Below are 14,255 nucleotides of genomic sequence, written 5' to 3'. Positions count from 1 at the left end.
AAATTACGGTGCCTCCTGCAAAATCAATTTTACGTAATTATAAGTCGTCAAAGACATTTAACGCATCTGCGAGTTTCTTCACGCCAAATACCTGCATCCCTTCCGGGATTTTTTTCGGCACGTTGGCGGCGGGAACGATCGCCCGGCGGAAGCCGTGTTTTGCTGCCTCGGAGATACGCTCCTGACCGCTGGGCACCGGACGGATCTCCCCGGCGAGGCCCACTTCGCCGAAGACGACAAGATCCTGCGGCAGCGGTCGGTCGCGCAGGCTGGAGACCATCGCCAGCAGCAGCGCCAGGTCTGCGCTGGTTTCAGTGACTTTGACGCCGCCGACCACGTTAACGAAGACGTCCTGATCCGCCATCTGCAGCCCGCCGTGACGGTGCAGCACCGCCAGCAGGATCGCCAGACGGTTCTGTTCCAGACCAACCGCCACGCGCCGCGGGTTGCCCATCATCGACACGTCCACCAGCGCCTGAATTTCGACAAGCAGCGGGCGCGTCCCTTCCCACAGCACCATCACCGAGCTGCCGGAGGTGATCTCATCTCCCCGGCTCAGGAAGATAGCCGACGGGTTGCTGACTTCGCGCAGCCCCTGTTCGGTCATGGCAAACACGCCCAGTTCGTTCACCGCGCCAAAGCGGTTCTTATGGCTGCGCAGGGTACGGAAGCGGGAATCCGCGTCGCCGTCGAGCATCACGGAGCAGTCGATACAGTGTTCAAGCACCTTCGGTCCGGCCAGCGAGCCGTCTTTGGTCACATGGCCGACCATCACAATCGCCACGCCGCGCGTTTTGGCAAAGCGCGTCAGGTAAGCTGCGGTTTCACGCACCTGCGCGACGCTGCCCGGCGAGGACTGAATGTCCGCCATGTGCATCACCTGGATGGAGTCGATCACCATCAGCTTCGGCTGCTCTTCTTCGGCGATCATGCAGATCTGCTCGATGCTGGTTTCCGACAGCATATTCAGGTTGCCGGTCGGCAGGCCCAGACGGTGCGCGCGCATCGCCACCTGCTGCAAAGATTCTTCGCCCGTGACGTACAGGGTTTTCATCTGTTCGGCGAGCTTGCAGAGCGTTTGCAGCAGCAGGGTCGATTTACCCGCCCCCGGGTTACCGCCGATCAGAATGGCGCTGCCCGGAACCACGCCGCCGCCGAGCACGCGGTCAAACTCTTTGAACCCGGTGGAGAAGCGCGGCAGCTCTTCGAGGCTAATGTCCGAGAGTTTTTGCACCTTCGCCACGCCCGCGTTACCGGCATAGCCGCTCAGGCGCTCGTTGCGGGCCACGCTCGGCGAAGCCGCCACACCACGCACTTCGGTGATGGTGTTCCAGGCATGGCAGGCGCTGCATTGCCCCTGCCAGCGCGGATAATCCGCACCACATTCATTACAGACAAATGCGCGTTTTGGAGCTTTCGCCACGGTTTACCTCGTTATTTCTGTGCGGCCTGCGTGCCGGGTGGCGCTTAGGCTTACCCGGCCTACAAAGCAGACCGTTATTTCTGATTAAGGCTGCCGGAGAGAATGCAGAACACCCCCATCAGGTCAGCGTGACGGATAGTGACTTCCGTCTTTTCATTCACTTTTGGCTTGGCGTGGTAGGCAATGCCCAGTCCGGCCGCTTTGATCATCGGCAGGTCGTTCGCGCCGTCCCCGATGGCGACGGTCTGGACAACCGGAATTTCATATTTTTCCGCCAGACGCGTCAGCGTATTGGCTTTGTACTGGGCATCCACGATATCGCCGATCACCTGGCCGGTCAGCTTGCCGTCCATGATCTCCAGCTCATTGGCCACCACGGTGGTCAGATGCAGTTTTTCCCGCAGGTAATCCGCAAAGAAGGTGAAGCCACCGGAAGCGATCGCCACTTTCCAGCCGAGGGACTGCAGCTTCAGCACCAGCTGCGTCAGACCTGGCATCAGCGGCAGCACGTCGCGCACCTGGCGCAGGATGTTGGCATCGGCCCCTTTCAGTGTCGCCACGCGCTGGCGCAGGCTGGCGGTGAAGTCCAGCTCGCCGCGCATCGCACGTTCGGTGACTTCCGCCACCAGCTCGCCGCTGCCCGCCAGCTTCGCAATCTCGTCAATACACTCGATCTGAATGGCGGTTGAGTCCATGTCCATGACCAGCAGGCCAGGGGTTTTCAGGTGTGGGATTTTACCCAGCGGCGCGACGTCCAGCCCGGCGTCATGCGCCAGACGCGTTGCGCGCTGCGTCAGGGAACCCGCCAGGCGAATAACCTGGTAGTCTTCCACGCACCAGGCGGCGACGATGACCATCGCCGCACCCAGCTTGCTTTGATACTGGGTCAGGCGTTGCTTATCCAGACCGCGTCCGTAGAGGAGCCAGCCGCTACGACCGGCGTGGTAATCCAGAGGCATCACCTCATCGCCACTTAAAGAGAGCGGCAATCCTGGCCATAAAGAGACATCCGTTGGCAGGTCACACCAGGTAATGTTCGGCATTAAAGCTCCTGTAATTTCGTTCGCGCCGGAAGGTTGCAGAGGGAAAATAACGCATGAGGCTACCCTGTAACCATCACTTCTGGCAACATTAAGCCGTAAATTTTCAGCAGGTGGAATATGGCTCGCGCAAAACTGAAATTCCGGCTTCATCGCGCCGTGATTGTCCTTTCCTGTCTCGCACTATTAGTGGTGCTGATGCAAGGGGCATCGTGGTTTAGCCAGAACCATCAACGGCAACGTAACCCGCAGTTTGAAGAGCTGGCCCGCACGCTGGCGCGCCAGGTGACGCTCAACGTCGCGCCGTCCATGCGTACCGAAACGCCGGACGATAAGCGGATAGGCCAGGTTTTACGCCTGCTCACGGAGAACAGCCGCATTCTTGATGCCGGCGTCTATGATGAGCAAGGCAACCTGATTGCCCGCGCGGGCGAGCACGTCGACGTGCGCGACAGGCTGGCGCTGGACGGTAAAAAAGCCGGGGGCTATTTTAACCAGCAGATCGTCGAACCTATTCAGGGGAAGAATGGTCCGCTGGGCTATCTGCGCCTGACCCTCGATACCCACACCCTGCCTACTGAAGCCAAACAGGTCGATAATACCACCAATATTCTGCGCCTGATGCTGCTGCTTTCACTCGCCATCGGCGTTGTGCTGGCACGTACCCTGCTTCGCGGCAAGCGCTCGCGCTGGCAGCAATCCCCGTTCCTGCTGACCGCCAGCAAATCCGTCCCCGAAGACGAAGAGAGCGAGAATAAAGAATAGTGATAAAGTAGGCGAACGATTCGGAAAAGGAACTTTGCCATGACGACGTTACGCCTGCTTATCTCTGACTCTTACGATCCCTGGTTTAATCTCGCGGTAGAAGAGTGCATCTTCCGCCAGATGCCCGCTACCCAGCGCGTACTGTTTCTCTGGCGTAACGCCGATACGGTGGTCATTGGCCGCGCGCAAAACCCGTGGAAAGAGTGCAATACGCGGCGCATGGAAGAGGACAACGTCCGTCTGGCACGCCGCAGCAGCGGCGGCGGCGCGGTGTTTCACGATCTGGGCAATACCTGCTTTACCTTTATGGCGGGCAAACCGGAGTACGACAAAACCATCTCAACCTCCATCGTCCTTAACGCCCTCAATTCACTCGGCGTGACGGCGGAAGCGTCCGGGCGTAACGATCTGGTGGTGAAAACCCCCGAGGGCGACCGGAAGGTCTCCGGCTCCGCCTACCGCGAAACCATGGATCGCGGCTTCCATCACGGCACCCTGCTGCTGAACGCTGACCTGAGCCGTCTGGCGAACTACCTGAATCCGGACAAGAAAAAGCTCCAGGCTAAAGGGATTACCTCCGTGCGCGGGCGCGTGGCGAATCTGGTGGAGCTGCTGCCGGGCATTACTCACGAGCAGATTTGCGATGCGATCCGTGACGCGTTCTTTGAATATTACGGCGAGCGCGTGGAGGCAGAAGTGATCTCCCCTGACAAAACCCCGGACCTGCCCAACTTCGCCGACACCTTCGCCCGCCAGAGCAGCTGGGAGTGGAACTTCGGCCAGGCACCTGCGTTTTCCCATCTGCTGGATGAGCGTTTTACCTGGGGCGGCGTGGAGCTGCATTTTGACGTGGAGAAAGGCCATATCACCCGCACGCAGGTGTTTACCGATAGCCTGAACCCGGCGCCGCTGGAAGCACTCGCGGCACGTTTGCAGGGCTGTTTGTACCGGGCGGATATGCTGCAGCAGGAATGCGACGCGTTGATTGGAGATTTCCCGGGGCAGGAAAAAGAGTTAAGAGATTTGTCAGCATGGATTGCACAGGCCGTGCGCTAGTTAAAAAGCCCGCTGGCGCTGCGCTTAGCGGGCCTACAAAACCATAGGCCGGGTCAGGCGAAGCCGCCACCCGGCTCAACAGCTCTTACTCTTTATCGCCCAGCAGAACGGATTCCAGCGCGATTTTGATCATGTCGTTGAAGGTCGTCTGACGCTCGGCAGCGGTGGTCTGCTCGTGGGTACGGATATGGTCGGACACGGTGCAGATGGTCAGCGCTTTCGCACCGAACTCAGCCGCAACGCCGTAGATACCCGCCGCTTCCATTTCCACGCCCAGGATGCCGTATTTTTCCATCACGTCGAACATCTCGCCGCCGTCCGGTGCATAGAACAGGTCAGCAGAGAAGATGTTACCCACGCGCGCTTCAACGCCCAGCGCTTTTGCCGCGTCAACCGCGTCGCGCACCATACCGAAGTCAGCAATCGCCGCGAAGTCATGGTCTTTAAAACGCATGCGGTTAACTTTGGAATCGGTGCAGGCGCCCATACCGATAACGATGTCGCGCAGCTTAACGTCCATGCGCACCGCGCCGCAGGAGCCAACGCGGATGATTTTCTTCACGCCGAAGTCGGTGATCAGCTCTTTGGTGTAGATGGAGCAGGATGGGATACCCATGCCGTGGCCCATCACGGAGATTTTGCGGCCTTTATAGGTACCGGTGAAGCCCAGCATGCCGCGAACGTTGTTCACTTCACGCACGTCTTCCAGGAAGGTTTCAGCAATGTGCTTCGCGCGCAGCGGGTCGCCCGGCATCAATACGACGTCAGCGAAATCACCCATTTCTGCATTAATGTGAGGAGTTGCCATCTTCAGTTCCTTTTCATTTGAATTTTTTTTGCCCGGTGGCGCTTCGCTTACCGGGCCTACGGTTTTGTAGGCCGGGTAAGGCGCAGCCGCCACCCGGCAATGACATCAGAACATGGCCTTGCCATATTCCATGTCAGACGTACCAAAGTATTTCGCGATAGTCTGGCCGATGTCCGCGAAGGTTTCACGGTGACCAAGCGAGCCCGGCTTCACTTTCGGGCCGTACACCAGCACCGGAATGTGCTCACGGGTGTGGTCGGTACCGGTCCAGGTTGGGTCACAGCCGTGGTCCGCGGTCAGGATCAGAATGTCATCTTCACCCACCAGCTCCATCAGCTCCGGCAGACGACGGTCGAACAGTTCCAGACCGGCCGCATAGCCTGCGACGTCGCGACGGTGGCCCCAGGAGGAGTCGAAGTCCACGAAGTTGGTGAAGACAATGGTCTTGTCGCCCGCGTCTTTCATCTCTTTGATGGTGGCATCGAACAGCGCATCCAGACCGGTGGCTTTCACTTTTTTGGTGATGCCGCAGTTGGCGTAGATATCCGCGATTTTACCCACGGAAACCACGTGGCCGTCTTTCTCTTCAACCAGCTTCTGCAGCACGGTTGGCGCCGGTGGCTCAACGGCCAGGTCGTGACGGTTACCGGTACGCTGGAAGTTACCCGCTTTGTCGCCGATAAACGGACGCGCGATCACGCGGCCAATGTTGTAGCCGCCTTCGGTCAGCTCTTCACGGGCGATTTCGCACAGCTCGTAGAGTTTATCCAGGCCGTAGGTCTCTTCGTGGCAGGCAATCTGGAACACGGAGTCAGCGGAGGTGTAGAAAATCGGCTTGCCGGTTTTCATGTGCTCTTCGCCGAGCTCATCCAGAATTACGGTCCCGGAAGAGTGGCAGTTGCCGAGGTAGCCCGGCAGATTGGCGCGCCTCACCAGCTTATCGAGCAGCTCCTGCGGGAAGCTGTTCTCGTGATCGGAGAAATAACCCCAGTCGAACAGCACCGGCACACCGGCGATTTCCCAGTGGCCAGACGGGGTGTCTTTACCGGAGGAGAGCTCGTGAGCCCAGCCGTAGGCGCCCACGACTTCCGCGTTGCCGTCCATACCGGCTGCGATTTTACCGGTAGAACCTTCATGCGCTTTCACCAGACCGAGGCGGGTCAGGTTGGGTAGAGTCAGAGGGCCTTTACGACCGTTGTCCGCTTCGCCTTTCGCACAGGCTTCCGCGATGTGACCCATGGTATCGGAACCCACGTCACCAAAACGTTCTGCATCTTCGGTTGCGCCGATGCCGAATGAGTCCAGCACCATAATAAATGCACGTTTCATAATTGTTCTCCGTACGTAGTGCTTAAAAATGATTGATCAGATCAGTATACCGCTATTCGGTGATACGGCGATAGACAGTCGGTGTGGTTTCCGGCGCTTTATCGTCAAGCGTAATGGCTGCCTTCACCGCTTTCGCCGCTTCCTGCCAGCTGGCTTCGTCTTTGGCGTGGATCACCGCCAGCGGACGTTGACCGTCAACGCTGTCGCCCAGACGGGCCATATCGGTAAAGCCGACGCTGTAATCAATGGTGTCCGATGCCTGACGGCGTCCGCCGCCCATCGAGACCACCGCCATGCCGAGCGCGCGGGTGTCCATTGCGGAAACGAAGCCTTCGGTATCTGCGTAAACGGCTTTGCTGAGCATCGCGGTTGGCAGGTATTTCGCGTAGTGTTCGACGAAATCGGTCGGGCCTTTCTGCGCCGCAACCATGCGGCCAAAGATCTCCGCCGCTTTGCCGTTGTCCAGCACCGCCTGCAGCTTCGCGCGCGCTTCTGCATCGTCTTTGGCCAGCTTGCCGGAGATTAACATCTCAACGCACAGCGCCATGGTGACGTCGAACAGACGCGGGTTACGGTATTCGCCGGTGAGGAACTGTACCGCCTCACGCACTTCGACCGCGTTACCGGCGCTGGAGGCCAGCACCTGGTTCATGTCGGTGAGCAGCGCGGTGGTGCGCACGCCCGCGCCGTTGGAGACGCCAACGATCGCTTCGGCAAGCGCAGCAGAAAGTTCATAGGTCGGCATAAACGCGCCGCTACCCACCTTCACGTCCATCACCAGCGCGTCCAGACCTTCTGCCAGCTTTTTGGCAAGAATCGACGCGGTAATCAGCGGGATGGAGTCAACGGTCGCGGTGATATCGCGGGTCGCGTAGAAACGCTTGTCTGCCGGAGCAAGAGAGCTGGTCTGGCCGATAATCGCCACACCAACGTCTTTAATAATGTCGCGGAAGCGGCTGTCATCCGGGAAGATATCGAAGCCCGGAATGGCTTCCAGTTTGTCGAGCGTACCGCCGGTGTGGCCCAGGCCGCGCCCGGAGATCATCGGGATGTAGCCGCCGCAGGCTGCCACCATTGGGCCGAGCATCAGAGACGTCACGTCGCCCACGCCGCCGGTGGAGTGTTTGTCCACAATCGGGCCGTTAAGGTTGAGGCTTTTCCAGTCCAGAACGGTTCCTGAATCTCGCATCGCCATGGTCAGCGACACGCGCTCAGGCATCGACATATCGTGGAAGAAAATGGTCATCGCCAGAGCCGCAATCTGCCCTTCTGAGACGGTGTTATCACGAATGCCGTTGATAAAGAAGCGGATCTCTTCGTCGCTTAATGCATGACCATCACGTTTTTTACGAATAATTTCTTGTGCGAGAAACACGGTAACCTCCATGCGGAATCGGGGGAGTTGTGGCGGGTGGCGCTACGCTTACCCGCCCTACGATCCTGTAGGCCGGATAAGCGAAGCGTCATCCGGCATTATCTGGCAATCAGTAGCTGCTTGCGCTCTTACCGTCGCCGTGACCCAGCGCTTTCAGCAGGCTGGCCAGCAGGCTGGACGCGCCGAAGCGGTAGTGGCGGGAATCGGCCCAGTCGGCGCCAAACAGCTCGTCGGCAATCGCCAGGAACTGCTGCGCGTCTTCGGCAGTACGCACGCCGCCCGCAGGTTTGAAACCAACGGTTTTGGACACGCCCATGTCGCGGATCACTTCCATCATGATGCGCGCGCTTTCTGGAGTCGCATTCACCGGCACTTTACCAGTAGAGGTTTTAATGAAATCCGCACCGGCTTTGATGGAAATTTCAGACGCCTTACGAATCAGCGCCTCTTCTTTCAGCTCGCCGGTTTCGATGATTACTTTCAGCAGCACGTTTGCCGCCGCGCAGGCCTCTTTACAGGCTTTCACCAGGTCAAAACCAACCTGCTCGTTGCCGGCGATCAGCGCGCGGTATGGGAACACCACGTCAACTTCGTCTGCGCCGTAGGCAATCGCCGCGCGGGTTTCTGCCAGCGCAATCTCGATATCATCGTTGCCATGCGGGAAGTTAGTTACGGTTGCAATGCGCACGTCCGGCGTGCCCTGCTCTTTCAGCGTCTTACGGGCAATCGGGATAAAGCGCGGGTAGATACAGATGGCTGCGGTGTTACCCACCGGCGTTTTCGCCTGATGGCACAGGGCGATGACTTTTTCATTGGTGTCGTCATCGTTCAGGGTGGTCAGGTCCATCAGTTTCAACGCGCGCAGGCTGCTTGCAGTTAAATCGGTCATAACATTCTCCAACGGCAGTGCCGTATAAATTTTACCTTGCGGGTCTGTGAGTATTCTAACATTCACCCGCATCCACACTTCGACATTCATCACAGTTAATGAAAACTGCGTACAAATTTGCATTACTGTAATGAGATCTTCTTCAAACTTTAGCGCGTAAATTGTCGACTAAAGCAGCGATACCCCCTGTCGGATCAAAAGCCCCGACAGGCTGGCTTCCTACAATCCGTTCATCATCCGCAGAACACTCAAGGAAGCGAATATGCCCCACTCCAGCCCCGACGCCCTGCAACAACGTTGCCAGCACATTGTGACAAGCCCGGTGTTAACCCCGGAACAAAAACGTCATTTTCTGGCGCTGGAAGCGGAAAACAACCTGCCTTATCCGGCACTTCCTGAGGCCGCGCGAGCCGCGCTGGACGAAGGGTTTATCTGCGACATGTTCGAAGGTCACGCGCCTTACAAACCCCGTTACGTTCTGCCGGATTACGCAAAATTTCTGGCTAACGGTTCAGAGTGGCTGGAGCTGGAAGGGGCGAAAGATCTCGACGACGCCCTCTCGCTGTTAACCATCCTCTACCACCATGTTCCGTCCGTCACATCGATGCCGGTCTATCTCGGTCAGCTTGATGCGATATTAACTCCATATGTTAGAATTATAACACAAGAAGAGATCGATAGCAGAATAAAACGTTTCTGGCGCTATCTCGACCGTACGCTGCCGGATGCGTTTATGCACGCCAATATCGGCCCGGCGGATACGCCCGTCACACGCGCCATTCTGCGTGCCGACGCAGAGCTGAAGCAGGTCGCACCGAACCTGACCTTTATCTACGATCCCGATATCACCCCGGACGACCTGCTGCTTGAGGTGGCAAAAAACATATGTGAATGCAGCAAACCGCACATTTCTAATGGCCCGATGAATGATAAAATTTTCACAAAAGGCCGTTACGGCGTTGTGAGTTGTTACAACTCCCTGCCGCTTGCAGGCGGTGGCAGCACCCTGGTGCGCCTTAACCTCAAAGCCATTGCTGAACGCAGCACATCCATTGAAGACTTCTTTACCCGCGCGCTCCCGCACTACTGCCAGCAGCAAATTGCCATCATCAATGCGCGCTGCGATTTTCTGTACGGGCAGTCTGGCTTCTTTGAAAATAGCTTCCTGGCAAAAGAGGGGCTGATTGATGCCGATCGGTTTGTGCCCATGTTTGGCATGTACGGCCTGGCGGAAGCGGTAAACGCGCTCTGTGAGAAAGCAGGAATAGCGGGACGCTACGGAAAGGACGAACAGGCCAACGCGCTGGGCTATCGCATCAGCGAACAGCTTGCGACGTTTGTGGAAAACACGCCGGTGAAGCACGGCTGGAAGCACCGCGCGATGCTCCACGCGCAATCGGGGATTAGCTCCGACTCCGGCACCACACCGGGCGCGCGCTTGCCCTATGGCGACGAGCCGGATCCCATCAGCCATCTGCTGGCCGTTGCGCCGCATCACAAACACTATCACGCCGGAATCAGCGATATTCTCACCCTGGAGGAGACGGTAAAACGCAACCCGCAGGCGGTGGTTCAGCTTTGCCTGGGCGCGTTCAGGGCGGGAATGCGGGAATTTACCGCCAACGTGGCGGGTAACGATCTGGTCCGCGTGACCGGTTATATGGTTCGCTTGTCGGATCTGGAGAAATACCGGGAAGCCGGATCGCGCACCAATACCACGTGGCTGGGAGAAGAGGCCGCACGCAATACCCGTATTCTGGAACGTCAGCCGCGCGTGATTAGCCATGAACAGCAGATGCGCTTTAGTTAGTCAGGTCATTCCTTTTTCCTGCGTGGACGGACCGGGCAGCCGCCTGGCCCTGTTCCTGCAGGGCTGCAACCTGCGCTGCAAAACCTGCCACAACCCGTGGACGATCGGCCGCTGCAACGACTGCGGGGACTGTGTGCCCCACTGTCCGCACGACGCGCTGACCATTCAGGCCGGACGCGTCTGGTGGCAGGAGAGTGACTGCCAGCAGTGCGACACCTGCCTGCACCTGTGCCAGCAGCAGGCAACGCCTATGGCGCACCGCTTCAGCGTGGATGAGATCCTCACCCAGATCCGCAAATCCGCACCGTTTATCGAAGGGATCACCGTGAGCGGCGGTGAAGCCACAACGCAATTGCCGTTTTTGATAGCCCTGTTCAACGCGATCAAAGCCGATCCCGCCCTGCGTCACCTCACCTGCCTGGTAGACAGCAACGGTCTGTTAAGCGAAACCGGCTGGCAAAAGCTGCTGCCGGTACTGGATGGCGCGATGCTGGATCTGAAGGCGTGGGGGAACGAGCATCACCGCTTCCTGACCGGGCGCGAAAACCCGCAGATTAAGCAGAGCATCCGCTGGCTGGCCGATCGCCGCCGTTTGACGGAACTCCGCTTATTGGTCATCCCAGAGCAATGTGATTACCTGGAACATCTCAAACCGCTAACGACCTTTATCCACGGGCTTGGGAATGTGCCGGTGCGCATCAACGCGTTTCATGCGCATGGCGTTTACGGTGAGGCGGCCTCATGGCGCAGCGCCACGCCCGAGGACGTTGAGCCGCTGGCGCTGGCGCTGGAAAAACAGAAGATAACGGTGATCCGTCCGGCGCTTTACCTATAGCGTGATGCCAAATACCGAACGGGTATTTTCAAGCAGCGCGTCGGCAATCACCTCTTCAGGCTCCTTTCGCAGTTCACACAGGGTGGTAAACACGCGCGCCGCCTGTTCCGGACGATTCGGCTGACCCTGAAAACCATTCAGCGGCATATCCGGCGCGTCGGTTTCCAGCAGAAGCGCCGACAGCGGCAGCTGTGCCATCACGTCACGGGTTTTACTGGCGCGCGGATAGGTGATGGTGCCGCCGACGCCGATTTTATAGCCCAGCTCAATAAAACGCTGCGCCTGCTGCAGGCTGCCGGAGAAACCGTGCACTACGCCCCTGCGCGGCAAATCGATGCGTTTCAGGTGCATCGTCAGCTTATCGTGCGTACGTCTTGAATGGAGGATCACCGGCAGATCGTGGCGCTTCGCCAGCCTGAGCTGCGCGTCGAGGATCGTCTGCTGGCGCTCAAACTGCGGATCCTCGCGATAAAGATCGAGGCCGATCTCACCGATGGCGACAAGTTTGTCTCCTGCGGTCTGCAGGACCTCATCAAGCCTCTCAATGTGCTCATCAAGATGCCTCTCAATCACAATCGGATGCAGGCCGAGCGCGGCATAGAGCGCGGGGTACCGCATGGAAAGATCCAGCACCCGGGAAAAATATACCGCTTCCACTGACGGCACAATGATGGCCTGAACGCCTGCCTCGGCAGCTCTCGCAATACTTTGCGCTTCATCCCCCGTAAACGGCGGGAAATCAAAGTGGCAGTGGGTATCGACAAAGCGGTGCGTCACGCCAGATCCTCGTTATCCAGTGGAACATCGTTCGCCTGGGGAATATCCACCAGCGGCATGGTCAGCGGGTCGTTGGCGACAATCGCAGGCGGCATAATAATGCGTTTATGGCGATGAAGCGGCGGTTGCTCCGCCAGCATTTTCCCCACCGTTGCCAGGAAATAGCGCCCGCACAGCCGCCCCGTTTTGTAATCCATGCGCAGCGCAGGAACGCGGCTGCCCAGGGCCATGCTCAGCAGCGGCTTAGGCGGATAGATTTCAAAAATACGCAGCTTACCCGGCGGTTTTTCAATGAAGCGCTGCATCGCGCCGTAGGTGGTTTCATGCTGCTTCGCGATGTTCACCAGCGGCTGCAGGCTGCTGTCGCCCAGCCAGCGCTCCATCCGTTTAAACCACTGCGGGGTGTAATACATTTGCGACGGTACGGTACGGATCACCACAATGGTTTTCGCCCCGCGTCGGGCGGCCTCCTGTACCGGCACCGCGTCACTGATCCCGCCGTCCAGATAGCTAATGCCGTCCAGCAGGGCGCCGGTACGATAAAAGCCGGGGATCGCGCTGGAGGCGCGGATGATGTCCAGCCAGTTCTCCTTCTGAGGAGAAAAATAGCCCGGCGAATAGTCATCGCCCCGGCTGGCGCACATCCAGAATTCTTTGCCGCTATCAAACAGACGGGCGGCAGTATCCATGGCCAGCGGCATCTGGCAGGAGGTCGACTCCAGCAGCCAGTCGAGATCGATCAGGTTGCCGCCGCGCACAAAGCGCACCGGATTAAAAAATTCTTTCGCCGTGGTGTAGCGCATAATGACCTTTCGCGCGTAGCCGGGCTGGTTGCAGACATAGGCAGAGAGGTTCTGCGCGCCGGCAGAGGTGCCGAAGTAAAGGTCAAACGGGTTGAACTGCGCGCGCATAAATTCATCCAGCACGCCGGCGGTGAAAATGCCGCGCTGTCCTCCACCTTCGCAGACCAGCGCGAGTTGACCTGCGCGAAACGGCTTTAACGTCAGCGGCGCAATATTGCCGAGCGTAACGGGAATTCGTTGCCCCACCTCTGCTTTCCTGTTTTGATTATTTTATAACACCACAGTAACGCACCCGACCTGTTCCGCAAATAAGAAAAAGCCAGTCGCAGTGACTGGCTTTATTTTGTTGAAGGAATATTGCGTTTGCTACGGACGTCTACGACCCGTAAACAGGCTGACCAGGAACAGAATAATACCCACAACGAAGACAATTTTAGCTGCCCATGCCGCTGTACCTGCCAGTCCACCAAAGCCCAATGCGGCGGCAATTAACGCGATAACCAGAAATATAATGCCCCAACGAAACATAAGCTTCTCCTTTACCATAGTTAATGTCGGCCGCTAAACGTGAGCGCTCAGGTCACTCACCGGCGTTCTTCCAGAGTCGTTCTTATTTCGCCCGCAGGTGTTAGCCAGACGGGCGAATGGTCCAGATTTACTTCGTTTTCAGATCGTTTTTAACGCTTTTCACACCGTCAATCGCTTTCGCGATGGACTCGGCGCGTTCACTTTGCGCCTGCGAATCTACCGTACCGGAAAGCTGAACCACACCATCGGTGGTTTCCACTTTCACCTTACGAGACGGCACGATGTCATCTGCTAAAAGTTTAGCTTTGATTTCGCTGGTGGTAGCGGCATCACCGGCATAACCTTTCACCGACGCGTTTTTGCCGTCACGTACGTGCAGCTTATCGCTGACGGAGGCAACACCTTCGACGCCCTTCGCGACTTTCACCGCCTGTTCGGCCTGAGCCTGGCTTTCCACGAAGCCGCTCAGCGTGACCACTTTCTTGTCGGTCTTAACGGAAATATCGGTGCTTTTGATGGATTCATCATCCACCAGTGCGGCTTTCACTTTTGCTGTGATTGAGCTGTCATCCATGAAGTTGCCGACTTTATTCATAGAGCTATCGATTTTTTGCCCTGCGGTATCGGCAGTGGACTGTGCTTTATCCATGGTGGTGCTTTCCGCCAGGGCGGAACCGCTCACCAGAACGCTACCCAGGGTTACAGCCAGCAGAGTTTTCGAAATCTTCAGTCTTGTCATATTCATCGATCTATTCCTGTGTTGACCCGTTATTCGGGCTACATACTTCCTTAGTAGTTTTATATATTGCGAATAAAC

General features: G+C 57.7%; 14 protein-coding genes. 4 read left to right on the top strand and 10 right to left on the bottom strand.

The features are described from left to right. Positions 1-37: 37 nt before the first annotated feature. Positions 38-1,423: a DNA repair protein RadA gene (gene radA, locus GVO84_RS03325; RefSeq protein WP_014068810.1), complete on the bottom strand. Its 1,386-nt coding sequence runs from the start codon at positions 1,421-1,423 to the stop codon at positions 38-40. A gap of 74 nt (positions 1,424-1,497) precedes the next feature. Further along, positions 1,498-2,466: a phosphoserine phosphatase gene (gene serB, locus GVO84_RS03320; RefSeq protein WP_025757501.1), complete on the bottom strand. Its 969-nt coding sequence runs from the start codon at positions 2,464-2,466 to the stop codon at positions 1,498-1,500. A gap of 117 nt (positions 2,467-2,583) precedes the next feature. Here serB and GVO84_RS03315 point away from each other — a divergent pair, with 117 nt between their 5' ends. Further along, complete coding sequence (locus tag GVO84_RS03315; RefSeq protein WP_159515477.1) at positions 2,584-3,228, top strand: YtjB family periplasmic protein; 645 nt, start codon at positions 2,584-2,586, stop codon at positions 3,226-3,228. Positions 3,229-3,267: 39 nt separating this feature from the next. Further along, on the top strand, positions 3,268-4,284 hold the full coding sequence (lplA, locus tag GVO84_RS03310) for a lipoate--protein ligase LplA (RefSeq protein WP_159515476.1): 1,017 nt from the start codon (positions 3,268-3,270) through the stop codon (positions 4,282-4,284). Positions 4,285-4,369: 85 nt separating this feature from the next. Here the strand turns inward: lplA and deoD are convergent, their stop codons facing one another. The 4 genes from deoD to deoC form a co-directional block, all read right to left on the bottom strand. Beyond that, positions 4,370-5,092, bottom strand: a complete 723-nt coding sequence (gene deoD, locus GVO84_RS03305; RefSeq protein WP_010427122.1) for a purine-nucleoside phosphorylase — start codon at positions 5,090-5,092, stop codon at positions 4,370-4,372. Positions 5,093-5,197: 105 nt separating this feature from the next. Next, on the bottom strand, positions 5,198-6,421 hold the full coding sequence (deoB, locus tag GVO84_RS03300; protein WP_159515475.1) for a phosphopentomutase: 1,224 nt from the start codon (positions 6,419-6,421) through the stop codon (positions 5,198-5,200). A 52-nt stretch (positions 6,422-6,473) separates the two neighbouring features. Continuing rightward, positions 6,474-7,796: a thymidine phosphorylase gene (gene deoA / locus GVO84_RS03295; RefSeq protein ID WP_121425080.1), complete on the bottom strand. Its 1,323-nt coding sequence runs from the start codon at positions 7,794-7,796 to the stop codon at positions 6,474-6,476. A 109-nt stretch (positions 7,797-7,905) separates the two neighbouring features. Further along, a complete protein-coding gene (gene deoC, locus GVO84_RS03290; RefSeq protein ID WP_201283086.1) occupies positions 7,906-8,685 on the bottom strand; it encodes a deoxyribose-phosphate aldolase in 780 nt (259 codons plus the stop codon). A gap of 262 nt (positions 8,686-8,947) precedes the next feature. Here deoC and GVO84_RS03285 point away from each other — a divergent pair, with 262 nt between their 5' ends. Then, positions 8,948-10,495, top strand: coding sequence for a YjjI family glycine radical enzyme (locus GVO84_RS03285; RefSeq protein WP_159515474.1), 1,548 nt, complete (start codon positions 8,948-8,950; stop codon positions 10,493-10,495). Continuing rightward, a complete protein-coding gene (locus GVO84_RS03280; protein ID WP_159515473.1) occupies positions 10,470-11,330 on the top strand; it encodes a YjjW family glycine radical enzyme activase in 861 nt (286 codons plus the stop codon). The genes GVO84_RS03285 and GVO84_RS03280 overlap by 26 nt, the downstream gene beginning before the upstream one ends. Here GVO84_RS03280 and GVO84_RS03275 read toward each other — a convergent pair. From GVO84_RS03275 to osmY, 4 genes are all read right to left on the bottom strand, one after another. Continuing rightward, a complete protein-coding gene (locus GVO84_RS03275) occupies positions 11,325-12,107 on the bottom strand; it encodes a TatD family hydrolase (RefSeq protein WP_159515472.1) in 783 nt (260 codons plus the stop codon). The genes GVO84_RS03280 and GVO84_RS03275 overlap by 6 nt on opposite strands. Further along, positions 12,104-13,156, bottom strand: coding sequence for a patatin-like phospholipase family protein (locus GVO84_RS03270; RefSeq protein ID WP_159515471.1), 1,053 nt, complete (start codon positions 13,154-13,156; stop codon positions 12,104-12,106). The genes GVO84_RS03275 and GVO84_RS03270 overlap by 4 nt, the downstream gene beginning before the upstream one ends. A gap of 120 nt (positions 13,157-13,276) precedes the next feature. Continuing rightward, a complete protein-coding gene (locus GVO84_RS03265; protein WP_003856556.1) occupies positions 13,277-13,438 on the bottom strand; it encodes a DUF1328 domain-containing protein in 162 nt (53 codons plus the stop codon). Between the two features lie 127 nt (positions 13,439-13,565). After that, positions 13,566-14,183: a molecular chaperone OsmY gene (gene osmY, locus GVO84_RS03260; protein WP_032660819.1), complete on the bottom strand. Its 618-nt coding sequence runs from the start codon at positions 14,181-14,183 to the stop codon at positions 13,566-13,568. Positions 14,184-14,255 lie beyond the last annotated feature (72 nt).

This window comes from Enterobacter sp. SM3 (genome assembly GCF_009811935.2).
Taxonomy (GTDB): domain Bacteria; phylum Pseudomonadota; class Gammaproteobacteria; order Enterobacterales; family Enterobacteriaceae; genus Enterobacter; species Enterobacter asburiae_D.
Note: the sequence above shows the minus strand (reverse complement) of the source record. Positions and strands in the feature narration are given on the sequence as shown.

Excerpts from the sequence above, each read along its gene's own strand:
- GVO84_RS03265 (WP_003856556.1), bottom strand. The coding sequence starts at position 13,438 with ATGTTTCGTTGGGGCATTATATTTCTGGTTATCGCGTTAATTGCCGCC.
- deoB (WP_159515475.1), bottom strand. The coding sequence starts at position 6,421 with ATGAAACGTGCATTTATTATGGTGCTGGACTCATTCGGCATCGGCGCA.
- serB (WP_025757501.1), bottom strand. The coding sequence starts at position 2,466 with ATGCCGAACATTACCTGGTGTGACCTGCCAACGGATGTCTCTTTATGG.
- osmY (WP_032660819.1), bottom strand. The coding sequence starts at position 14,183 with ATGAATATGACAAGACTGAAGATTTCGAAAACTCTGCTGGCTGTAACC.
- deoD (WP_010427122.1), bottom strand. The coding sequence starts at position 5,092 with ATGGCAACTCCTCACATTAATGCAGAAATGGGTGATTTCGCTGACGTC.
- GVO84_RS03285 (WP_159515474.1), top strand. The coding sequence starts at position 8,948 with ATGCCCCACTCCAGCCCCGACGCCCTGCAACAACGTTGCCAGCACATT.
- GVO84_RS03315 (WP_159515477.1), top strand. The coding sequence starts at position 2,584 with ATGGCTCGCGCAAAACTGAAATTCCGGCTTCATCGCGCCGTGATTGTC.
- deoC (WP_201283086.1), bottom strand. The coding sequence starts at position 8,685 with ATGACCGATTTAACTGCAAGCAGCCTGCGCGCGTTGAAACTGATGGAC.
- lplA (WP_159515476.1), top strand. The coding sequence starts at position 3,268 with ATGACGACGTTACGCCTGCTTATCTCTGACTCTTACGATCCCTGGTTT.
- GVO84_RS03280 (WP_159515473.1), top strand. The coding sequence starts at position 10,470 with ATGAACAGCAGATGCGCTTTAGTTAGTCAGGTCATTCCTTTTTCCTGC.